The 22,297-nt window shown below is 69.0% G+C and carries 21 protein-coding genes; 3 read left to right on the plus strand and 18 right to left on the minus strand.

What is annotated here, in order from left to right:
* The first annotated feature begins 14 nt into the window (after nt 1-14).
* On the plus strand, nt 15-1,319 hold the full coding sequence (locus tag HWY45_RS13215) for an NAD(P)/FAD-dependent oxidoreductase (protein WP_059886548.1): 1,305 nt from the start codon (nt 15-17) through the stop codon (nt 1,317-1,319).
* Between the two features lie 24 nt (nt 1,320-1,343).
* Nucleotides 1,344-2,645 (plus strand): NAD(P)/FAD-dependent oxidoreductase, encoded by a 1,302-nt coding sequence (locus HWY45_RS13220; protein WP_059566378.1) that lies wholly within the window; start codon nt 1,344-1,346, stop codon nt 2,643-2,645.
* A gap of 78 nt (nt 2,646-2,723) precedes the next feature.
* On the opposite strand, the gene HWY45_RS13225 is transcribed toward HWY45_RS13220, so the two are convergent.
* The 10 genes from HWY45_RS13225 to HWY45_RS13270 all read right to left on the minus strand — a co-directional run bounded on the left by HWY45_RS13225 (nt 2,724) and on the right by HWY45_RS13270 (nt 11,217).
* Entirely contained in the window at nt 2,724-3,389 is a 666-nt protein-coding gene (locus HWY45_RS13225) for a DUF799 domain-containing protein (RefSeq protein WP_059886489.1), read from the minus strand.
* Between the two features lie 10 nt (nt 3,390-3,399).
* Nucleotides 3,400-3,816 (minus strand): DUF4810 domain-containing protein, encoded by a 417-nt coding sequence (locus tag HWY45_RS13230; RefSeq protein WP_059886492.1) that lies wholly within the window; start codon nt 3,814-3,816, stop codon nt 3,400-3,402.
* 55 nt (nt 3,817-3,871) lie between these two features.
* Entirely contained in the window at nt 3,872-4,549 is a 678-nt protein-coding gene (locus HWY45_RS13235; protein ID WP_059886494.1) for a CsgG/HfaB family protein, read from the minus strand.
* 598 nt (nt 4,550-5,147) lie between these two features.
* Complete coding sequence (gor, locus tag HWY45_RS13240; RefSeq protein WP_059886496.1) at nt 5,148-6,503, minus strand: glutathione-disulfide reductase; 1,356 nt, start codon at nt 6,501-6,503, stop codon at nt 5,148-5,150.
* A 243-nt stretch (nt 6,504-6,746) separates the two neighbouring features.
* Nucleotides 6,747-6,971, minus strand: a complete 225-nt coding sequence (locus tag HWY45_RS13245) for a hypothetical protein (RefSeq protein WP_059566574.1) — start codon at nt 6,969-6,971, stop codon at nt 6,747-6,749.
* 342 nt (nt 6,972-7,313) lie between these two features.
* Nucleotides 7,314-8,435, minus strand: coding sequence for a porin (locus HWY45_RS13250; RefSeq protein ID WP_059566374.1), 1,122 nt, complete (start codon nt 8,433-8,435; stop codon nt 7,314-7,316).
* A 400-nt stretch (nt 8,436-8,835) separates the two neighbouring features.
* Complete coding sequence (locus HWY45_RS13255) at nt 8,836-9,537, minus strand: YoaK family protein (RefSeq protein WP_059886497.1); 702 nt, start codon at nt 9,535-9,537, stop codon at nt 8,836-8,838.
* Nucleotides 9,538-9,572: 35 nt separating this feature from the next.
* Complete coding sequence (locus HWY45_RS13260; protein WP_059566372.1) at nt 9,573-9,914, minus strand: zinc ribbon domain-containing protein YjdM; 342 nt, start codon at nt 9,912-9,914, stop codon at nt 9,573-9,575.
* 131 nt (nt 9,915-10,045) lie between these two features.
* Entirely contained in the window at nt 10,046-10,573 is a 528-nt protein-coding gene (locus HWY45_RS13265; RefSeq protein ID WP_059566371.1) for a chromate transporter, read from the minus strand.
* Nucleotides 10,570-11,217, minus strand: a complete 648-nt coding sequence (locus tag HWY45_RS13270; protein ID WP_059886499.1) for a chromate transporter — start codon at nt 11,215-11,217, stop codon at nt 10,570-10,572. The genes HWY45_RS13265 and HWY45_RS13270 overlap by 4 nt, the downstream gene beginning before the upstream one ends.
* 96 nt (nt 11,218-11,313) lie before the next feature.
* On the opposite strand from HWY45_RS13270, the gene HWY45_RS13275 reads away from it, so the two are divergent.
* A complete protein-coding gene (locus tag HWY45_RS13275; protein ID WP_059886500.1) occupies nt 11,314-12,198 on the plus strand; it encodes a transcriptional regulator GcvA in 885 nt (294 codons plus the stop codon).
* Nucleotides 12,199-12,440: 242 nt separating this feature from the next.
* Here the strand turns inward: HWY45_RS13275 and HWY45_RS13280 are convergent, their stop codons facing one another.
* The 8 genes from HWY45_RS13280 to flgG form a co-directional block, all read right to left on the minus strand.
* Nucleotides 12,441-13,748 carry a solute carrier family 23 protein gene (locus HWY45_RS13280; RefSeq protein WP_059566368.1) on the minus strand — a complete coding sequence of 436 codons (1,308 nt, stop codon included), beginning with the start codon at nt 13,746-13,748 and terminating at the stop codon, nt 12,441-12,443.
* 494 nt (nt 13,749-14,242) lie between these two features.
* Complete coding sequence (gene flgL / locus HWY45_RS13285; RefSeq protein ID WP_059566367.1) at nt 14,243-15,478, minus strand: flagellar hook-associated protein FlgL; 1,236 nt, start codon at nt 15,476-15,478, stop codon at nt 14,243-14,245.
* Nucleotides 15,479-15,500: 22 nt separating this feature from the next.
* The gene (gene flgK, locus HWY45_RS13290; protein WP_059566366.1) at nt 15,501-17,432 is read right to left on the minus strand and encodes a flagellar hook-associated protein FlgK; all 1,932 of its coding nucleotides are present in this window, start codon (nt 17,430-17,432) and stop codon (nt 15,501-15,503) included.
* 182 nt (nt 17,433-17,614) lie between these two features.
* Nucleotides 17,615-18,370 (minus strand): flagellar brake protein, encoded by a 756-nt coding sequence (locus HWY45_RS13295; RefSeq protein WP_059566365.1) that lies wholly within the window; start codon nt 18,368-18,370, stop codon nt 17,615-17,617.
* 222 nt (nt 18,371-18,592) lie between these two features.
* Nucleotides 18,593-19,570 carry a flagellar assembly peptidoglycan hydrolase FlgJ gene (gene flgJ / locus HWY45_RS13300; protein WP_059566364.1) on the minus strand — a complete coding sequence of 326 codons (978 nt, stop codon included), beginning with the start codon at nt 19,568-19,570 and terminating at the stop codon, nt 18,593-18,595.
* Nucleotides 19,571-20,776 carry a flagellar basal body P-ring protein FlgI gene (locus HWY45_RS13305; RefSeq protein ID WP_059886503.1) on the minus strand — a complete coding sequence of 402 codons (1,206 nt, stop codon included), beginning with the start codon at nt 20,774-20,776 and terminating at the stop codon, nt 19,571-19,573. It abuts the gene before it with no gap.
* Nucleotides 20,770-21,471: a flagellar basal body L-ring protein FlgH gene (gene flgH / locus HWY45_RS13310; protein WP_059566363.1), complete on the minus strand. Its 702-nt coding sequence runs from the start codon at nt 21,469-21,471 to the stop codon at nt 20,770-20,772. The genes HWY45_RS13305 and flgH overlap by 7 nt, the downstream gene beginning before the upstream one ends.
* Nucleotides 21,472-21,488: 17 nt before the next feature.
* A complete protein-coding gene (gene flgG, locus HWY45_RS13315) occupies nt 21,489-22,277 on the minus strand; it encodes a flagellar basal-body rod protein FlgG (protein WP_059566362.1) in 789 nt (262 codons plus the stop codon).
* Nucleotides 22,278-22,297: the final 20 nt, after the last annotated feature.

Raw genomic sequence — 22,297 nt, forward strand, 5'->3', positions numbered from 1 at the left:
AGGAAGTCGGTCTGATGAGCCAGTCTTTCACCCGTCGCGCCGACGCGCTCGCGCGCGACTCGTACTACGAAGCGACCGCCACGCGCCCCGCGGCCGACGACCCGACGCTCGACGGCGCGCTCGACGTCGACGTCTGCGTGATCGGCGCCGGCTTCGCGGGCCTGTCGACCGCGCTCGACTGCCGCGCGCGCGGGTTGTCGGTCGCCGTGATCGATGCGCACCGGCCCGGCTGGGGCGCGTCGGGCCGCAACGGCGGCCAGGCGATCACGGGGTTCGCGAAGGATGAAATCATCGAGCGCCAGCTCGGCGCCGACGGCGCGCGCGCCGCGTGGGCGTTGTCGCTCGACGGCGTCGCGCTGATCGCCGAGCGGATCGCGCGCCATGCGATCGACTGCGATTTCACGCGCGGCTACCTGACCGTCGCGACGAAGCCGCGCCGCATCGGCGACCTGCGCGCATGGATGGAGGCCGCCACGACGCGCTGGGGCCATCCGTCGCTGACGTGGCTCGACACCGACGCGATTCGCTCGCGCATCGCGTCGGCCCGCTATCTCGCCGGCGTAGTCGACCCGCTGTCGGGCCACCTGCATCCGCTGCGGTATTGCCTCGGCCTCGCCGATGCCGCGCGCCGCGAAGGCGTGGCGCTGTTCGCGCACACGCCCGCGCTCGACGTCGCGCGCGGCGCGCGGCCCGTCGTGCGCACGCCGTCCGGCGAGATCCGCTGCCGCTTCGTCGTGTCGTGCTGCAACGCGGGGCCCGGCGGCGTGCTGCCGGCCGCGGCCGCCGCGCGCATCGCGCCGGTCGCGTCGACCATCATCGCGACCGAGCCGCTCGGCCAGGCGCGCGCCGATGCGCTGATCGCGCGGCGCGAGGCGGTGTGCGACAACAACGTCTTCCTCGACTACTTCCGGCTGTCCGCCGATCACCGGATGCTGTTCGGCGGCCGCGCGGATTCCGCGGGCGCGTCGCCGGCCGCGCTCGCCGAGACGATGCGGCGGCGCATGGCCGGCGTGTTCCCGCAGCTCGGCGACGTGCGCGTCGATTACGCGTGGGGCGGCTTCGTCGACGTCACCCGCAACCGCGCGCCGGATTTCGGCGCGATCGACCCCAACTTCTTCTACGTCCAGGGCTTCAGCGGGCATGGCGTCGCGCTCACCGGCATCGCCGGCCGTGCGATCGCCGGCGCGATCGCGGGCGACACGCGCGCGTTCGACCTGTTCGCGCGCCTGCGCCATCGCCGCTTTCCCGGCGGCGACGCATGGCGCCGGCCCGCGCTCGAACTCGGCATGCTGTATCACCGGGTGCGCGAGCTGTTCTGAACCCTTTCATTCGTGTTCCTGACCATGCAGACATTCGCGAACCAGCCGCACGCCGCGTCGTACTACGCGGCCACCATCAACGATACGACCCGCCATGCGCCGCTCGCCGGCGCGGCCGACGCCGACGTGTGCGTGATCGGCGCGGGCCTGACCGGCCTGTCGGCCGCGCTCAATCTCGCCGAGCGCGGCCATTCGGTCACCCTGCTCGAAGCGTCGCGGGTCGGCTGGGCCGCGAGCGGCCGCAACGGCGGCCAGCTGATCGGCGGCTATGCGTGCGACATCGACACCTTCGCGCGCTACCTGCCCGACGCCGACGTGAAGCGCATCTGGGAGATGGGGCAGGAATCGCTGTCGCTCGTGAAGTCGCGTATCGCGAAGCACGACATCGATTGCGCGCTGGTGCCCGGCTACCTGACTGCCGCGAACACCGCGCGCGACGCCGATGCGCTCAAGCGCGGGCGCGACGACCTCGCGAAGCGCTTCGGCTACGACCGCCTGCGCTTCGTCGAAGCCGGCGAGCTCGGCCACTACGTGCAGTCGTCGCGCTATCGGGGCGGCCTGTACGACCCCGACAGCGGCCACCTGCACGCGCTCAACTACACGCTCGGCCTCGCGCGCGCGGCGGCCGAAGCCGGCGTGCGCATCCACGAGGACAGCTGCGTGACGCGCGTACGCGACATTCCGGCCGGTCACCTGGTCGAGACGGCACAGGGCCACGTGCGGGCGCGCTTCGTCGTGCTCGCGTGCAACACGTATGTCGGCACGCTCGCGCCCGCGCTGTCGAGGAAGATCATGCCGGTCGGCACCTACGTGATCGCGACCGAGCCGCTCGGCGAAGCGCGCGCCGCCGCGCTGATGCCCGCGCGCGCGGCCGTGTGCGACAGCCGCTTCGTGCTCGACTATTTCCGCCCGGCGCCGGACACGCGGCTCGTGTGGGGCGGCAAGGTCAGCTATTCGACGCTGCCGCCGCGCAATCTCGCGCAGGCGATGCGCAACGACATGCTGAAGACGTTTCCGCAGCTCGCGGACGTGAAGGTGGATTACGCGTGGGGCGGCTTCGTCGACATCACGATGAACCGCGCGCCGCATTTCGGGCGCATCGCGCCGACGCTGTATTTCGCGCAGGGGTTTTCGGGGCACGGCGTGAACACGACCGCGCTCGCGGGCAAGCTGATCGCCGAGGCGATCGACGGGCAGGCGGGCCGCTTCGACCTGTTCGGCCAGGTGCGGCACCGCGATTTCCCGGGCGGCGCGCTGCTGCGCACGCCGGCGCTCGTGCTCGCGATGAGCTGGTATCGGCTGCTGGATGCGTTCGGCGTGCATTGACGCGACGCCGCCAGGCAGGCATCGCCCGATTTGCCGCGCACGCGCCGCGGCAGGCGGCGCATGCGCGGCCGATGCACGTCAGTCCGTGCCGTACTTCGTCGAGCGCGGGCCGTACAGCAGGCCGTTCGGCGACCCTGCCGTCAGCAGCCGGCCGCTCGTGCGCGCGGCGATGTCGTGGCTCTGGTCCATCAGCGAGTTCGCGATCTGCTTGACCGCGGCCACCACGAGCATGCCGATCAGGCCGCCGCCGCCGCTGTTGTTGCCCTCCTCGCTGCTCGCGCTCGCGGCGCCCTGCCACAGCACGTCGCCGGTGCGCAGGTCGACGAGCTTCGTCGAGGCCGACACCACGGTCGCGCTCGCGAGGATCCGGTAGACGGTGCCGTACTGCGTGACCTTCGTGTACAGCGCGGCGTCCGCGCCGAAGATCTCGCGCAGCTTCGCGGGCGACGTGTTCTGGATGTCGGCGGCGTTGGTGAGGCCGTTCTGCTTGAAGGTCTCGTCCATCACCGCGACCGGCACCACGTAATAGCCGGATTCCGCGATCGGCAGCGTCATCTGCGACAGCATCCCGTAGCTCGCCGATACGTCCGACGTCTCGTTGAGCGGCGGCAGCACGAGGATCGAGCGCGGCTTGCTGTTCTTGAAGGCCGTGTAGTCGGCCCGCTTCACCGGCTGCGCGCACGCGCTCAGCAGCGCGACGATCGACAGCACGGACATCAGCTTGAATGAAAGGGTCTTGAACATAGTGGGCGCGTCACTGTTTGGCGGTTTTCTGGTCGACGTTCTTCTGCTCGGCCGTTTTCTGCTCGACCGGCTTCGGCTGCGCGGATTTCTTCTTCATCAGGAAATCCATGAACGGCGACGATTCCGGAAACAGCTGCTTCTCCGCCTGCAGCTCCTGTTCGGCCTGCTGCTCGCTGCCGATGCTCGCATACAGCATGCCGAGATGCGCATGGAAGCCCGGCGGCGGCGTGTTGCCCTTCGCCCGAATCTGCTGCAGCGCCTTTTCGAGCGCGTCGATCTGCTCCTGCGGCGAGGTCTTGCCCTTGAAATACTCGTACACCTGCGGCTGGTAGCCGTTCCATTGATAGAGCGGCGGCGTGGGCGGCGCCGCGCAGCCCGCGAGCAGCAATGCGGCGGCCGCCGCCGGCAGCCAGGTACCCCGTTTCATGGTCATTTCTCTTTTAATTGATGTGGTGAATCGGTCGTGCGGTGATGCGCGATGCTTACTTCGCCGGCTTCAGCGCGCCGGTGTCGACCTGGTCGACGAGATGGTTGACGGCCTCCTGGATCGCGAGGTCGAGCACCTTGCCGTTCAGCGTCGAGTCGTAGCTCGCGGTACCGCCGAAGCCGATGATCTCGCGGTTGGACAGGCTGAATTCGCCCGCGCCCTGGCTCGATGCGATCACTTCCGACGTGGTCGTGTCGACGATGTTCAGGTTGACCTTCGCGTACGCGACCTGCGTCTTGCCGCTGCCGAGGATGCCGAACAGCTGGTGATCGCCGACTTCCTTGCGGCCGAACTCGGTCACGTCGCCCGTCACCACGTAGTTCGCGCCCTTCACCGCCTGCGCCTTCTTCATGAAGCCGGCTTCCTGCTTGATCTCGTCGAGGTTCTCGCGGTCGAGCACGTTGAAGCGGCGGCTCTGCTGCAGGCGCGTGACGAGGATCGTCTTCGCCTGGCCGCCGAGGCGGTCGATGCCGTCCGAGAAGATGCCGCGCATGTAGCTCGAGCGGTTGTCGAACTTGCCGACCGCGATCGCGACCGGTTTGCCCGCATACGGCTTCTGCGCGCTGCTGACGGCGGGCACGTCGAGCGTGCGCGACGATTCGGTCGCGCAACCCGACAGCGCCGCGACGACGGCCGCGGCGACGAGGACATGGCGTCGAGTCTGGATGTTCACTGCTGATCTCCTTGCGTGGAAAGAATGCCCGTGGCGGGCGCGCCGGCGCGCGCACGAGCGTGACTTCAAGGCGGCGGCGCGCACGCGCGCGCCGATGCGTCGCTGGACGCGACGCGATCACGCAACGCGGCAGGCGTCGCCTTGGATGCTGTCAGGAAAATAAAAGCGGATGCGCGCGTGACGAGCGAGCCACGGCGAATGGCGGGCAGGCGGCGAAATCGTCACGATTCGCGCGCGGCGTGGTTACCCGATTGTTCTGATTGCTGCGCTGTTGATCGCGCATGGTCGGCCCCGTTTCTGGTTTGGCGCGATGATAGCAAACGCGTTGCCGAACACGCCTTGTCGTGACTCGACCGGCGCACGGCATCCCGCATCCGCACATCATCGCGGTTGCGCGCGACGCCCCGCGGGAAGCGGGAAAGCGGGCGTCACGGCGATCCGCGAACCCGAACGACGCGGTTGGACCCTGCCGCCGTTCGGGAATATCAGGCATTCGCAAACGCACAGCCTGAATGCCGCCGTTCGGAACCTTGCATATCGTGATAACGGCACGCGGTTCGCATTCTGTAGGGCGCGCGGCGCGCGATCTCCGGCCCGGTCAGTCCGCCGCCTTCTGCCGCATCGTGACGAACTCCTCGGCCGCGGTCGGATGAATGCCGATCGTGTCGTCGAACTGCGCCTTGGTCGCCCCCGCGCGTATCGCGATCGCGATGCCCTGGATGATTTCGCCCGCGTCGCGCCCGACCATGTGCGCGCCGACCACCCGCTGGCTGTCGCGCGCGACGACGAGCTTCATCAGCGTGCGCTCGTCGCGGCCGGACAGCGTGTGGCGCAGCGCCTTGAACGACGTGCGGTAGATGTCGACCGCGCCGTGCACGTCGCGCGCCCGCGCTTCGGTGAGGCCGACCGTCGCGACTTCCGGCTGGCTGAACACGGCCGACGGCACCCATTCGTGATCGGCCGCCGCGCGCCGTCCGCCGAACAGCGTCATCGCGAGCAGGCCGCCGTCGCGCGTGGCGACCGGCGTGAGCTGCGGCCTCGACGTCACGTCGCCGATCGCGTGGATCGACGCGACCGACGTCGCCGAGTACGCATCGACCGCGATCGCGCCGCGCGCATCGAGCGCGACGCCGGCCGCGTCGAGCCCGAGGCCCTCGACGTTCGGCACGCGGCCGGTGGCATAGAGCACCGCATCGAACGGCCCGTGCCGCGCATCGCCGGCGCGCAGCGTCAACGTGCCGTCGGCGGCGCGCTCGATCGCGTCGAGCGCGGCGCCCGTGTGAATCGTCACGCCCTGCTTCGTCATTTCGTCGGACAGGAACTGCCGGACGTCGTCGTCGAACCCGCGCAGGATCCGCTCGCCGCGATAGAACAGCTCGGTGTGGCTGCCGAGCCCGTTGAAGATGCCCGCGAACTCGACCGCGATATAGCCGCCGCCGACCACCGCGACCCGCGCGGGCAGCGCGGCGAGCGACAGCGCCTCGCGCGACGTGATCGCATGCTCGATGCCGGGCAGCGGCGGCAGCGACGGGCGCGAGCCGGTCGCGATCGCGATGTGGCGCGCGCGGATGCGGCGCTCGCCCACCGCGACGGTGTGCGCATCGACGAGCGTCGCGCGCCCGGCGTGCATCTCGACGCCCGACTGGCGCAGCAGGTTCACGTAGATGCCGCTCAGCCGGTTGATCTCGCGATCCTTCGCGTCGATCAGCGCTGGCCAGTCGAGCGCGCCCGCGCCGAAGGTCCAGCCGAAGCCGCGCGCGTCCTCCACCTCGTGCGGGTAATGCGACGCGTAGACGAGCAGTTTCTTCGGAATGCAGCCGCGCAGCACGCAGGTGCCGCCGATCTGCTCTTCCTCCGCAATGCCCACGCGCGCGCCGTATGACGCCGACACCCGGGCGAGCCGGACGCCGCCCGAGCCGGCGCCGATGACGAACAGGTCGTAGTCGAATTCCATCGCATACCCTCATCGCAGTTCGGATGACGGCACGATAGCAAGATTCCGGTTTCCTTGCGGCGCGCGGCGCGCGCGCAAAAAAAAACGGCGAGAGACATTGTCTCTCGCCTGTCAAACCCGCTGCCGGGTGAGCCATGCGTCACCGATCGACCGCATGCCCGGCATGCCGGCTGCGCGGCGCCGGCCCGCTCGCCTGCGCGGCATGCGCGGCATGCGCAGGCGTGGCGCGGCCGGCCGCCATGCTCATGCCTGCGACGTGTCGCCGTCGCTGGCCTGCGTATCGTCCGCCGCTTCCTCGGGCTTCTCTTCCTTCTTCTCGAGCATGTTTTCGAGCGCTTCCGCGCCCTTGAAGCCCGCGACGGCCGCGGCCGCCTTCGTCAGCAGGCCCGCATCCGGGTCGACTTTCTCGGCTGCCTCGACGGCCGCGACGGCGCCCGCGATTTCGCCAACGGTGTTCAGGATACCCATCGTCATCCCCTTTCAACGTGAATCGTGAGGCACATCGTCCCACGAAGAAAAACCGGCGGACAGCGCTTGTCATCACCGGATACACAATTTACGGACCGGCCCGGTCGCGCGCATCGCGCGTGTCGGGCAACCCACGCAGATTAGCGGAACGGGTTCGCGCGTACTGTGAAACTATGTTCGGGAATGCCGACGAACGGCTTACGTGCTGCGCGTCGCGCTATGTAGCGCGCGCTGTATAGTCGCGCACGCTTATGACGCCGCGTGCACAAACAAAAAGAGGCTCCCGCAGGAGCCTCGTCGCGCTCGTCGCGCGCCGGGCTTCGCACCGGCGCGGACGGTTCGTCAGAAGATATTGCGCAGACCGATCGCGATACCCGTCTGGTTGCTGCGGCCCGGCAGCTGGACGTTGGCCGCGCCGTTCGTCTTGTTGAAGTCGACGGTGCCGTAGACTTCCGTGCGCTTGCTCAGTGCGTACTCGGCGATGCCGACGATCGCATAGCGGTTGCCGCTCGCGAGCGTGCCGTTCGCGGTCATCGCGTTGCGCATGTGGTCGTAGTAGAACGCGCCCGTCAGCGTCAGCGGCGCGCTCACCTGCCAGCTCACGCCGGCGAACGGACCGTCGTCGATACGGCCGGTGCCCTGCGCGACCGTGATCTTCTGCTGCGCGAGCAGGCCGTCGACGAAGCCCGTATCGTCCTTCGAACGCAGGTAGCCCGCGTAGACCTTCACCTTGCTGAACGCGTAGACGACGTTCGCGTGATAGATCGTCTGCTTTTTCGCCGAGTTGTTGCTGTTCTGCTGCGCGCCGGCCGCGATGCTGAGCGGGCCCATCACGTACGACAGCGAGAAGCCCCAGCCATTGCCCTTGCCGAGCGAGCCGGGGATCTGGCCGGAGAAGCCGGTCGACGTGGCATCCGTGTAGTTGATGCCCGTCGAGTACATCGCGGTTGCGGTCAGGCCGTTGAACGTGCCCGTGTACTTGATCTGGTTGTCCGCGTACAGCCCGCCGCCGAGCGCCACCGGCAGCCACGCGTTCTCGAGGTAGTTACCGACGGTCAGCGGATCGTAGGTGTCCGACAGCAGGTCGAACAGCGGCGTCTTCTGGCGGCCGAGGGTCACGGTGCCGTACGGGCTCGACAGGCCGACGTACGCAGCGCGGTTGAACATGCGGTGGCTGTCCGCGAACGCGCCGTTCTGCAGGTTCACGCCGCTCTCGAGCTTGAACAGCGCCTTCAGCCCGCTGCCGAGGTCTTCCGTGCCGTAGATGCCGAAGCGGCTGTTGGTGATCGCGCCGTTCGACATCGCCAGCAGGCCGTCGTTGTTGGCGTTCGCGTTGGTCAGGTAGCGGACGCTGACGTCGGCCACGCCCCAGAGCGTGACGGAGCTTTGTGCTGCCGCGTATTGGCTGGCGAATGCCAGGATGGCGCCCCCTGCGATTGCTGCGAGTCTGGTGGTCTGCTTCATGAGCGATCCCAAATTTGTTGGTGTCTCCGTACATGGCCGGCTGCGCGCGCAGCCGGGTGACGGTCGCGCGCACTCTTGGCGCACGCGACGTGGCCAGAATCATAAGACGACTACGAATCTCGAAAGAAATTGAAATGCGCCGCAACCGCGCGATTGTCGTCAGCACACAACGCCCGGCTTGCGCGACGGGCGGGCCATTCCGCAGGAAACTGGCGCGATGCGGGCGGGCGGAGGGAGATCGACGAGGGGTAAGAGGAGATGCGGTTGGTGCGGCGCAGCAGACGCGCGGCGAGATCGTGAGCGCGACGGCAGGCCAACGACACGGCGATCTGACCGACGCGGACCGGTTCCACACCGGCAGTGGATCGCGCCGCAGCATGGAACCGCCCGCGCTTCGCCGTCAGCCGGCTTCGCCCGCTTCCGCTTCCGCCCCCGCGCGCCGCCACGCCCGCCGCACGATTTCGCCGAACGCGCCCGCGAGCAGCAGCACCGCGCCCCACAGCGCAACATCCGGCATGATCCGCGTGACGAACCCGCCCGTCACCGCGCCCGCGAGAAAGCAGAAGCTGATCGTCGCGAGCAGCGCCGAATCGTGCAGCGCGCCGGCGTCATAGCGCGGAATCAGCCCGACGAACAGCTTCTGCGCGGCGCGCCGCAGGTTGCCGGTCGTCATCACCGACGTATAGGACAGCTCCTCGAGATGCGTGAACGACAGCGTCTGCAGCGTCGCGACGAACGAGATGCCGGGAATCAGCCACGCACTCGACGCGCCGACGAGGCCGCTCGCCGCGATGCCGAGGAACGCGATCTCGACGATCAGGCTCGCGAACGCGGTATGCCGCATCCAGCCGCGCTGCGCGGCGAGGCCGAGCAGGTGCGCGACGAACACCGCGATCGTGAAGCCGGCCAGCGGCGGCACATGATGCAGCGCAGCAGCCCACTCGCCGGCCGACAGGTTGATGCCGAGCAGCGCGACGTTGCCCGTCATCGTGTTCGCGAACACGTGGCCGTGGCCGACGTAGGTGTACGCATCGAGATAGCCGCCGGACAGCGTGAGCAGCGCGGCGACCGTGAGATTGCGGCTGGCGCCGTCGAGATCCATCGATCCTCCCGTGATGGGGTGTGCGGCGGCGATGCTCAGTTCTTCTTCAGGTAGCAGGCCTTCAGCATCACGCTCATCCCGTCGACCTTGCAGTCGACTTCGTGATCGCCGCCGACGAGGCGGATGCTCTTCACCTTGGTGCCCATCTTCAGCGTGATCGACGAGCCCTTCAGCTTCAGGTCCTTGATCAGCACGACCGAATCGCCGTCGGCGAGCACGTTGCCGTTCGCGTCGCGCACGACGCGCGCGGCGTCGTCATCGGCGGGCGCCGCGGCGGCGCTCGACCATTCGTGCCCGCAGTCGGCGCAAACATAGTGCTCGCCGTCGGGGTACGTGTTTTCCATCGCGCATTGCGGACAGGCGGGAATCGTCGACATGATGCTGGGCCCTGCTGATTGAAACCCGGCAGTATACCGGCGCGTTCCGCCGCACCGCGCCGCCGTGCCTCAACGAGCCGTCGAACGACACGCGCGAAGTGCTCCCCGCGCGACACCGCCGTGCCGCGCGCTCACTGCCCGACGCCCGCCAGCCCGACCAGCGCGCCGCCCGCGAGCAGCCACAGCGGATGGATACGCGTGCGATACGCGAGCACCGCGCACGCGGCGGTGATGCCCCACTGGATCGCCAGGTGATTCGACGCCTCGGCGATCAGCACCGCGCTCGCCGCGACGAGGCCCGCGGTGACGGGCATCAGCCCCTGCTGCACGTAGCGGCGCCACGGCCGGTTCCGGAAGCGCTCCCACGCGTGCAGCGCGAGCACGGTGACGACCGACGACGGCCCGAACTTCGCGAGCGTCGCGACCAGCAGGCCCGGCCAGCCGGCCACGTGCCAGCCGACCAGCGACACGATCATCATGTTCGGCCCGGGCGCGGCCTGCGCCAGCGCGAACAGCGCGGTGAACTCCGACGCGCTCATCCAGTGATGCACGTCGACCACCTGCCGCTGCATCTCCGGCAGGATCGTATTGCCGCCGCCGAACGCGAGCAGCGACAGCTGGGCGAAGATGGTCGCGAGCGCGAGCAGCGTATCGTTCATCGCGCGCCTCCCTCGTCCGCGTTGCGCGAGTCGGCCGAAGGCGACGCCGGCCCCGCCGGCCCCGCCGGCACGACCGGCCCGGGGCCGCGCCGCGCGGCGAGCCAGATGCTGAACGGCGTCAGCACGAGCATCGTGGTGAGCAGCGGAATGCGCAGCACGGCGATCGCGACGAACGCCAGCGCCGCGATGCCCGCGGCCGCGCGCGCGTGCCGCAGCGGCTTCGCGACCTTCACCGCCATCGCGGCGAGCAGCCCGGCCGCGGCGGCCGACAGCCCGGCGAACAGGTGCCGCACGGCCGGCTCGTGCTGGGTCTTCGCGTACAGCACGCCGAGCGCGACGACGACGAGCGTCGGCCCCGCGATCAGCCCGAGAATGCCGGCCAGCGCGCCCGGCACGCCGCGAAAGCGCATGCCGACCGCGACCGACAGGTTGATCACGTTGCCGCCGGGCAGGAACTGGCACAGGCCGAGCAGATCGGTGAATTCGTCGGCGGAGAGCCACTTGCGCTCCTCGACGATCGTGCGCCGCGCGAACGGCAGCGCGCCGCCGAACGACATGAGGCCAAGGGACAGGAAGCCGGTGAACAGCTCGGCCAGGCCGATGCTGCGCGGCGCGCCGGCAGGCGGCGGGGAGACGGATTGCATGGGAGTCCTCGTCAAACGGTAAGCCGAGGTTACCGCCGTCCGGGCCGCGGTCAAAACGATTTTATCGGCGTTCCCTTGTGATCTAGAATCACAAGCATGGCACGCGATCTCCCGCCCTTTTCCGCGCTTCGGGCCTTTGAAGCCGCGGCACGACACGAAAGCTTCAGCGCCGCCGGCGACGAGCTGCATGTGACTCATGGTGCCATCAGCCGGCAGATCGCCGGGTTCGAGGCGTGGCTCGGCAGGCCGGTGTTCCACCGGATCGGCAAGCGCGTGAAGCTCACCGACGACGGCCGCCAGTATCTGGACACGGTGCGCGCCGCGTTCGACAGCATCGCGCTCGCCACCGAGCGCCTGCGCCGCACCGGCGCCGCGCGCGTGCTGCGCATCAACGCGCTGCCGACCTTCGCGATGAAATGGCTGCTGCCGCGCCTGTCGCGCTTCCAGCGCGACGTGCCGAACGTGGAGCTGAAGCTGTCGACGTCGAACGCGCCGCTCGACACCCTCGACGGCTTCGATGTCGCGATCCGCCGCGGCCCCGGGCACTGGCCGAACTGCGCGAGCGGCCGCTTCCTCGACGAAAGCGTGATCCCCGTCTGCAGCCCCGCGCTGCTCAAGCGCGCGCCGATCGCGCGCGCCGACGACCTGTCGCGGCACGTGCTGCTGCATTCGGATACGCGCCCGGAAGGCTGGCGCGACTGGTTCGCGGCCGCCGGCGTGGCGCCGAAGGGGCGCAAGCGCCAGTCGTTCGACCACTTCTATCTGGCGCTGCAGGCGGCGGTCGACGGGCTCGGCGTCGCGCTCGGCCCGCTGCCGCTGATCGACGACGAACTCGCGAGCGGCCGGCTCGTGATGCCGCTGCCGGGGCCGCGCATCGCGACCCGCAGCTACTGGTGGATCACGCCGCGCGAGCACGCGGACGAGCCGCTCGTCGCGCAGTTCTGCGCGTGGCTGGAGGCGCAGGCGAGCGCCGGCGGGTGACGGGCTTCGAGGTGGGTTGCGAGGTGGGCTTCGCGGTGACTTCGAGGGGCTTCGAGGGGCTTCGAGGTGGGCTTCGGGGGCGGAGAGTGTGCCCTGGGCTTCGAGATGGGCTTCGAGATGGGCTTCGAGATGGGCTTCGAGCCGGGCTTCAAGATGGGCCTCAAGATGGGCTTCGAAGCCCGCTTCGAGCCGGGTCGCGAGCCGGCAGGCGGCGGCATGCCGCCCGCCGCCTGCGCCGGGCGTCAGACCACCGGGCCCGGTTCCTTTTCCTTGCGCAGCAGCGCGTACAGGATGATCGCGCCGAACGTCGCGGTGCCGATCCCGCCGAGCGCGAAGCCGCCGAACTTCAGCGAGAAGTCGCCCGCGCCGAGCACGAGCGTGACCGCCGCGACGATCAGGTTGCGGTTGTCGGAGAAGTCGACCTTGTTGACGACCCAGATCCGCGCGCCCGTCACCGCGATCAGCCCGAACACGACGATCGACACGCCGCCGAGCACCGGGCCCGGAATCGTCTGGATCACCGCGCCGAACTTCGGCGAGAAGCCGAGCAGGATCGCGATCAGCGCGGCCACCACGAACACGAGCGTCGAATAGATCCGCGTGACGGCCATCACACCGATGTTTTCCGCATAGGTCGTGACGCCGGTGCCGCCGACGCTGCCCGACACGATGGTCGCAAGCCCGTCGCCGATGAACGCGCGGCCGACGTAGCGGTCGAGGTTCTGGCCGGTCATCGCGCTGACGGCCTTGATGTGGCCGAGGTTCTCGGCAACGAGGATCACCGCGACCGGCGCGAGCATCAGCATCGCGTGCGGATCGAACACCGGCGCGTGGAACGCCGGGATGCCGAACCATGCGGCGTGCGCGACGATCGCGAAGTCGATCGGCTTGCCGAGGCCCATCCCGTTGGTCGCGACCGCGTAGATCGCGTACGCGATCACGAGCCCGACGAGGATCAAGAGGCGCTGCATCATCCCGCGCGCGAACACCGCGACGCCGCCGACCGACAGCACGGTGACGAGCGCCATCGCCGAATCGAAGGTGGACGCGGACACGCCCTTGACCGCGATCGGCGCGAGGTTGAGCCCGATCACGGCGACGATCGCGCCCGTGACGACGGGCGGCATCAGCGCCTCGATCCAGCGCGTGCCGACCGCCGACACGATCGCGCCGAGCGCGACGTACACGACGCCGCACGCGATGATGCCGCCGAGCGCGACCGGGATGTTCGGGTTCGGGCCGCTGCCGGCATAGCCGGTCACCGCGATCACGAGGCCGATGAACGCGAAGCTCGAGCCGAGATAGCTCGGCACCCGGCCGCCGACCAGCGCGAAGAACAGCAGCGTGCCGACGCCGGACATGAAGATGCACAGGTTCGGGTCGAAGCCCATCAGCAGCGGCGCGAGCACGGTCGAGCCGAACATCGCGACGACGTGCTGCACGCCCATCGCGATCATCTGCGGCCACGACAGGCGCTCGTCGGGGCCGACCACGCGCGCGGCCGCGCCGGTCGGTTGCACCCGCCAGCGCGGGAAATAGGAATCGGACATCGGGACACGCTCCTGTCTTGTCGGTCGCCCGGCTGCGAGGGATGCGCCGGGTCTGGAATCTGGCGCGAAGTTTAAGGAGCGGGAATGGCGCTGGCAAGCGGCGCGCCGGCGCGGGCGGCAGCGATTCGGAACGCAGCGGGCCCGGTCCGGTCGGGCGGGATGCGGGGTGAAATTCGGGGGTGAAATCCGGGGGTGAGATCCGGGGTGAAATCCGGGGTGAAATCCGGAGTGAGATCCGGGGTGAGATCCAGGATGAAATCCGGGGCGGGATTCCGTCCGGCGAACGATCTGCCGCCGCAGAATCAGACTCGTCCCATTCACGGCAGCAGCCAGGTTTCATAAAGTACCCGTGCTGCTGCATCAGGGCAGCTGTTCCACTCTCCGTTGGCCGTTCGGGCATTGCGCCCGAACGGTCTTTTTTTGCGTCCGGCACGGCGGGCAGCCCCGCCGTGCGACGTAAGCGCCCGCTTACGCCGCCGCCGGCGCGTGCCGCATCACGGGTTGATGTACTGGAACAGCGACAGGTTCTGCATCTGGACGAACGCCTTCTGCGCGCCGGTCAGCGCGTTCTGCAACTGCGTGAACTGGCTGATCGTCGTGACCAGGTTGGTGCTCGTCACGTCCGACAGGTTGCTGGCGACCTGCAGCGAGTTGGTCTGCGTGACCGCCTGCACCGCCTTGATTTCCTGCTCGCGGCCGCCGACGCCCGCCTGGATCGTCGTGACGTTGTTCATCGTGTTGCTGAGCTTCGTCGCGCCGGTCGCCATCGCGTTGCTGAACGCGGCCATGGCCACCGGGTTGCCGGTGATCGGCGTCTTCAGCGCGGCGATCATCGCATCGAGCGACGCGAACACGTCGGTGCCGGCCTGCGGCGCGGGCGTCACGGTGAACGTGTCGCCGTTCGCGGGCGTACCCGACACCGGAACCGTCTGGCCGCTGCCAAGCGCGATCGCCGCGCCGGACGTATATGCCTGCGCGGGCGTCGTCGTCGGCGGAACGGCCGTGTTGTCGGTGACCGTATAGGTCGGCGCCGCGGCGGTGCCGCCGAACGTGATCGTGAACTGGTGATTGTTGGTCGCGGCCCCCGCGCTCGTGGTCGTGACCGGGCCGATCGTGCCCGTGCCCGTGTTCGCCGCGCCCGCCGCCTGCACCGACTGGGTGCCTTGCGCCTGCACCGACTGAAACACGGCCAGGCCGTTGTCGCCCTGCGACAGGCTGCGGGAATCGGCGATCTGCACGTCGCGCGTGCCGGTGTCGCCGACGTAGCTCACGCCGCCGCTCGCGTTGTTCGCGAACGGCTTGCTGCCGTTCTTGAAGCCGGCGAACAGGTAGTTGCCCGCGCCGTCGTCCGAGTTCGCGAGCGTCATCAGCTGGTCGCGGTAGCCCTGCAGCTGCGTCGCGAGCGCCGTGCGGTTGCTGTCGGACAGCGAGCCGTCGCCCGCGCGCACCACCAGCGACTGGACGTTGGTCAGCACGGTGTTGACGCTCGACAGCGCCTGATCCTCGGCCTGCAGCGACGCCAGCGCCGCATTCTGGTTGGTCGTGTACTGCGACAGCGTCGCCGACGTCATCGACAGCTGCACCGCCTGCGCGGCGCCGAGCGGGTCGTCCCCGGGCGTCGTGAGGCTCACGCCGCTCGACAGCTTCTGGTAAAGCTGCGCGAGCTGCGCCTGCTGGTCGTTCATCGTGGCGACGTTCAGCTGGAAAAACTGGGCGCTGGAGATCCGCATCGCTTCTATCCTCGAAATCCGGTCAGTTGAACAGGCCAAGCACGGTCTGGAACAGCGAGGCCGCCGTCTGGATCACCTTCGCGTTCGCCTGGTAGAGCTGCTGGTACTGCATCAGGTTGGCCGCTTCCTCGTTCTGGTTCACGCCCGACACCTGCTGCTGCGCTTCCGTGATCTGGCCGACAACCGCGGTCTGCGCGGCGCTCGACGATTTCAGCTGGGCCGCGGTGTTGCCGATCCCGTTCACGTAGTTCGCGTACGCGCCGGTCAGCGTCGTCGTGCCGCCGCCGAGCTGCTTCGCAGTCACGAGCTGCGCGAGCGAGAGCGCGTTGCTGCCGTCGCTGGTGCCGCCCGCGTTCGGCACGATCTTGAACGTGTCGCCGGCGGCGGGCGCGCCCGACACCGTCACCGAGACGCCGCTCGCCAGCGTGATCGGGGTGCCCGACTGGAATGCCTGCGCGGGGCCCGTCGTCGGTGGCGCCGTGGTGTTGTCGGTCACCGTATAGGTCGGCGCAGCCGCGGTGCCGCCCATCGTGACCGTGTAGTTGTACCCGGCGCTGACGGCTGCCGGGTTCGTGACCTTCACCGGCCCGATCGTGCCGGTGCCCAGGTTCGTCGTCGTGGCCGACGACACGTACGGCGATGCCGCCGCGATCGTCGAGCCGTTCGACGTCGTGAGCCCGAACCCGTTGAGCGCGCCGCGCGTCGGCTGCACCGTAAACTTGTCGCCCGCGCTCATCGTGCCGGACGAGAACGAGAAGTTCAGCCCGCCGATCGAACCCGGCATCGCCGTCGACGTGCCGACCACCGAGCCGCTCGCGCGGTCGGTCAGCGTGTAATTCGTGCCGTCGTACGACAGCGTGTAATCGCCCGTCGGCGGCTGCAACGGATTCGCGATCGCCACGTTGAGCGTCGCATTGCCCGTGTTCGCCTGGTTCGCATACACGGTCGGGTTGCCGACCGTGAACAGGTTGCCGCCCGGGTTGCCCGCCAGGTCGACGCCGAGCGCGTTCTGCGCGTTGACCTGCGCGGCGAAGCTGGTCGCGATCGCGCCGAGCTGCGCCTGCGCCGGATCGAGCGTCTGGCTGCGGAACGCGAGCAGGCCGCCGAGCGTGCCGCCCGACAGCGACACATCCGGCAGCGCCTGGTTCGCGCCCGGCGGGGTCGCGCCGGCGATGCCCTGCGACACGATGCTCAGCTCGCTCGGATCGGACGGCGACGTGACGGCCGCGAGCGTATAGCTCTTGTCGGCGACGACGAGCGGCTGCCCGCCCGCGAGGAACACGTTGTAGCCGTCGCTGTTGCGCGACACCTGCACGCCCGCGAGGCCCGACAGCTTCGACACCGCGAGGTCGCGCTGGTCCAGCAGCTGGTTCGGCGGCTGGCCCTGGCTGCCCGCGGCCGCGATCTGCTGGTTCAGCTGCGCGATCTGCGCGGTATACGAGTTGATCTGCGAAACGGTGCTGGACAGCTGCGCGTTCACGCTCTGGCGCAGCGCATCGTATTGCGAGCCGGCCGCCTTGATCTGGTCGGCCAGCACCTGCGCGTTGCTCATCGCGGTCTGCCGCACCGACGTGTCGGCCGCCTTGTTCGCGACGTTCTGCAACCCGGTGAAATAGTTGGTGATCGCGGTCGAGATCCCGGCCGTCGGGCTGCCGACGTAGTTGTTCAGCTGCGCGACGAGCGAGGACCAGCTCGACAGCGCGCCGCTTTGCGTCTGCGCGCTGTTCAGCTGGTCGCTCAGGTACTGGCTGTACTGGCGCTGCACCGTGACGGTGTTCACGCCCTGCGGCAGGTAGCCGCTGCCGGTGTACTGGCCGCTCGCCTCCGCATAGACGGGGCGCTCGATCGAGTAGCCGGGCGTCGCCGCGTTGCTGATGTTGTTGCTGGTCGTCGTCAGTCCCCAGATCGCGGCGTTCAGGCCGCTGATACCGAGGTTCATGAGAGTGTTGGACATGCGCGATCCTGATGAGCCGGCCGCTCTGCGGCCGCCGGGTTGCGTGACTCCCGGTATAACGGCCGCGGATCGAAAAAATTGAGGAAAAAATGCAGGTCCGCCGCACGGGCGTGCGGCGCTCGCCGGGCCGGTGCCGGCATGCCCGCGCGCGCCCGCAAACGGGCGCGAACGCGGGCGAAATCTCAGGCGCGCGCGAGCTGGCGGCGCTTCATCTCGAGCTGGGTGATCAGGCGCTGCAGTGTGTTCTCGGCGCTGCCCGGCAGCGACATGAAGCGAAAGCCGAGCTGGAAGCGCCGCGTGCCGTTCGGCAGCTGGGTCGAGCGCTGCGACACGAGCTGCAGGTCGAGCGACAGCTTGCCGTGGCCGTTCAGCTCGAGCTCGACGTCCGGCAGCAGCGTGCCGAGCTCGAGCGCCTCGACGCGCTCGTCGGCCGTGCGCAGCCCGACGCCGCCGAGCGACAGGTTGTGCACCTCGAACAGGAAGCTCTCGCCGTCCGGCAGCTTGCCGCGGCACACGAACGGATCGACGATCGGCGCATCCACGCGGAAATACTCGCGCCGCTGGATGCAGTACAGCAGGTCGGGGAAATCGGCCTCGAACGCGGGCAGCCCTTCGTAGCGGGTCTCGCGCGGCGTGCCGGTGCCGAATTCGACGCGCACGCCTTCCGGCGACGCCGAGAACTTGCAGTGCGGCGCGGCGAGGATGCCGCTGTTCTGTTCGGCGAGCGCACCCCAGTCGAACGTGAAGGTGCGCGCGCCGACGTCGACCTCGAGCAGCCGCGTGACGAGCTGGCCGCCCGGGTACTGAACGGTGAGGAAATCGCCGCGGTTCACGAGGTTGCGCAGCTGCACGCCGATTTCCAGCGGATTGCGGCGTGCGTAGTCGGGCCCGGAGTGGCCCGCGTCCTGGCTCGGGTCCGTCGACAGTTCGATATTCATGGCTTGCCGGTCTTTCTTGTCATGGGCGCCCGGTAACCGGTGCGCAAAAAACCGGGCCAGAACGGCGACCCGGTCGCAGGTCTCTCACACTTAGCGGCAGTGCTGACCGAAAGTTTAGATCGATTTCCCGAATTTTTTCGCGCAAACGTTCAAACCGCGCGCGGCGGGAGGCCGGGCGCGGTTCGAGGAAGAGGCAGGCGGTGCGGCGGCGAGCGGGGCCGCTCAGCCGATCTGCTGCATGATCGTGATCAGTTTCTTCGCGTAGTTCGGGTCGGTCGCGTAGCCGGCCTTCTGCAGCCCGTGCGCGAAACCCTCGACGCTGCGGCCGGCGCTCAGCACGCCCGCGTAGCGCGGATTGTTCTTCAGCAGGTTCGCGTAGTCGGTCATCGCGTGCTCGTACGAGTCGTACGCGCGGAACTTCGCGACGACGCGGCGCGGCGCGCCGTTCACGTATTCGGTCGTCAGCGCCGACACCGTGCGGCCCGTCCAGCCCTTGTTCGCCTTGATGCCGAACACGTTGTAGCTCGTCGAGCCGTCGGTCGCGCGGATCTCGCGCTTGCCCCAGCCCGATTCGAGCGCGGCCTGGCCGACGATGAAGCGCGCCGGGATGCCGGTCGCCGCACTCGCGGCCTGCGCGGGGGCGGCCAGCCGGTCGACGAACGCGTCGGCGTCCGGCGAGCTGCCTGCGCCCTTCACCGGCGGCGTCAGCGCGCTGCCGGCCGAGTAGCCGCGCTCGCGCGCCAGCGCGCCGTTGTTCGCGCCGGCTTCCGCATAGGCCTTCGCCATCGCGTTCATCGCGGCGAGGCCGCCTTCGTTGCCGGCCAGGCCGAGGCCGGCCGCGCCGGCATCCGCCGCGCCGCCCGCGCCCGCGCCGAGGTTCGCGTTGCGCATCAGCTGCTTCATCAGCGCGTCGGCCACGCCGATCCCGCGCGACGACATCTGCTGCGCAAGCTGCTGGTCGAGCATCGACGTGTACATCTTCGACGTGCTCGAGTCGAACAGCCCGCCCTCGGGCGTCGCGTCGCGCATGCTCTTGAGCATCATCTGCGTGAACATCGCGTCGAACTGGCCCGCGACGAGCTTCGCGCCGGCCTGCGGCGACTGCTTGACCTGCGCGCGCAGCGCGTCGAACCCGCGCACGTCGAGCGCGAAGCGCTGCGACAGGTCGTTCCCGTTGGGCAGATTCGCGGAATTCGCCATTTAGATGATCTCCAGATCGGCCCGCAATGCGCCGGCGGCCTTCATCGCCTGCAGGATCGACATCAGGTCCGCGGGCGTCGCGCCGAGCGTGTTGAGCGCCTTCACGACGTCGGCGAGGTTCGCGCCGGCCGTCACCATCTTCAGCGCGCCGTTGTCCTGCTTCAGCTGGATCTGCGACTGCTGCGCGGCGACGGTCTGCCCGTTCGAGAACGGCCCCGGCTGCGACACCACCGGCTGCGTGTTGACGACCACCGACAGGTTGCCGTGCGCAACCGCGCAGCTTTGCAGCGTGACCATCTGGTTCATCACGATCGAGCCCGTGCGCGCGTTCAGGATCACCTTCGCGGCGGCCTTGTCCGGGCTCACGTCGAGATTCTGCAGGCGCGCCATGAACGCGACCTGCTGCGCCGAATCGGCCGGCGCCGCGAGCTGGATCGTGCGGCCGTCGAGCGCGGTCGCGGTGCCCGGGCCGAAGCTCGCGTTCACCGCCGACACGATGCGCTGCGCGGTGCCGTAGTCCATGTCGTTCAGCTGCAGCTGCAGCACGCCGTTCATCTGCGCGACCGCGTTCGGCACCGAGCGCTCGACGATCGCGCCGCCGGCGATGCGGCCCGACGCGAGCTGGTTCACCTGCACGCGGCTGCCGTTCGCGCTGGCGCCCGCGCCGCCCACCGCCATGTTGCCCTGCGCGAGCGCGTACACCTGCCCGTCCGCGCCCTTCAGCGGCGTGAGCAGCAGCGTGCCGCCGCGCAGGCTCTTCGCGTTGCCGAGCGACGACACGGTCACGTCGACCGCCTCGCCGGGCCGTGCGAACGGCGGCAGCGTCGCGGTGACCATCACCGCCGCGACGTTCTTCAGCTGCATGTTCGACAGCGACGAGCCGCCGCCGTTGGCCGAGCCGTTGTTGATCGAGATGCCGAGGTTCGCGAGCATGTTCGCGAGCGTCTGCGTCGTGAACGGCGTCTGCATCGTCTGGTCGCCGGTGCCGTCGAGGCCGACGACGAGGCCATAGCCGATCAGCGGGTTGTCGCGCACGCCCTGGATCTGCGCGAGATCCTTCAGGCGTTCGGCGTGCGCGGCGGCCGGCGCGAGCGCGACTGCGAGCACGCAGGCGGCCGCGAACGCGCAGCGGGCGGCCGCGCGGCGGCGGGACAGGACGAGGTGGCGCATCACGCGCGCGAGCAAGGTACGCATCGTCGTCACCACGGCGCGAGGTTGAGGAAGAAGCGCTGCAGCCAGCCCATCGTCTCGGCTTCGTTGATGTAGCCCTTCGCCGAGTATTCGATCTTCGCGTCGGCCACCTGCGTCGAGAAGACGGAGTTCGCGCCGGAGATCGTGTTCGGGTTGACGACGCCGGAGAAGCGCACGAATTCGTTGCCCTGGTTGATCAGCATCTGCTTCTCGCCGCTGACGATCAGGTTGCCGTTCGGCAGCACGTTGGTCACGGTCACGGTGATCGTGCCGTTGAACGTGTTCGCCGCGCTCGCGCCGCCCGTCGCGTTGAACTTGTTGCCGCCCGTCGCCGACAGGTTCGCCTTGTTGAACAGCCCGCCGAGGAAGCCGGCGGTCGGCACGTCGAAGTTGGTGTTGCCCGCGCGGTTGGTGTTCGCGCCGGACGACTTGGTCGCGTTGATGTTCTCCGCGATCACGATCGTCAGGATGTCGCCGACGTTGCGCGGGCGCTGGTCCTCGAACAGCGGCCGGCCCGCGTAGCCCGGGTTGTAGATCGAGCCGGGCGCCTGCATCGACGGCGGGACCGGCGGCTGGGCCGACATCGGCTGCTGGATGATCGGCTCGCGCGGGATCTGCGCGCAGCCGGCGAGCACCGCGAGCGCGAGCGCGGCGGCCGGCGCGCCGATACGGCGCACCCGGAACGAAACGGAACGGACGACCTGCTTCATGGCGACGAGTCCGGCAATCAGCGCGCCATCTGCGTGACGGTCTGCAGCATCTGGTCGGACGTCGTCACGGCCTTGCTGTTGATTTCGTACGCGCGCTGCGTCTGGATCATGTTGACGAGCTCCTGCACGACGTTCACGTTCGACGCCTCGACATAGCCCTGGTTGAGCGTGCCCGCGCCGTTCAGGCCCGGCTGCGACACGTTCGGCGCGCCCGACGACGTGGTCTCGGCGAACAGGTTCTCGCCCTTCGCCTCGAGGCCGGTCGGGTTGATGAAGGTCGCGATCTGGATCGAGCCGATCTGCACCGAGTTGTTCGAACCCGCCTGCTTGACCGTCACGACGCCGTCCTTGCCGATGGTCAGCGCGGTCGCGTTCTGCGGCACGGTGATCGCCGGCAGGATCTGGTAGCCGCTCGACGTGACGAGCTGGCCCTGCGCGTTGGTCTGGAACGAGCCGTCGCGCGTGTACGCGTTGGTGCCGTCCGGCATCACCACCTGGAAGAAGCCCGCGCCGTCGATCGCGAGATCCTTCGAGTTGTTGGTCTGCTGCAGGCTGCCCTGCGTGTAGATGCGCTCGGTCGCGACCTGCTGCACGCCGGTGCCGAGCTGCAGGCCCGACGGCAGCTCGGTCTGCTGCGTCGAGTTCGCACCGGGCTGGCGGATCGTCTGGTACAGCAGGTCCTCGAACACCGCGCGCGAGCCCTTGAAGCCGTTGGTGCCGACGTTCGCGAGGTTGTTGGAAATCACGTCCATCTGCGCCTGCTGCGCGTTCATGCCGGTGGCGGCGATGTAGAGCGAACGGTTCACTTTGACATTTCTCCTTCGTT

The organism is Burkholderia stagnalis (assembly GCF_902830275.1).
Classification (GTDB): Bacteria; Pseudomonadota; Gammaproteobacteria; order Burkholderiales; family Burkholderiaceae; genus Burkholderia; species Burkholderia stagnalis.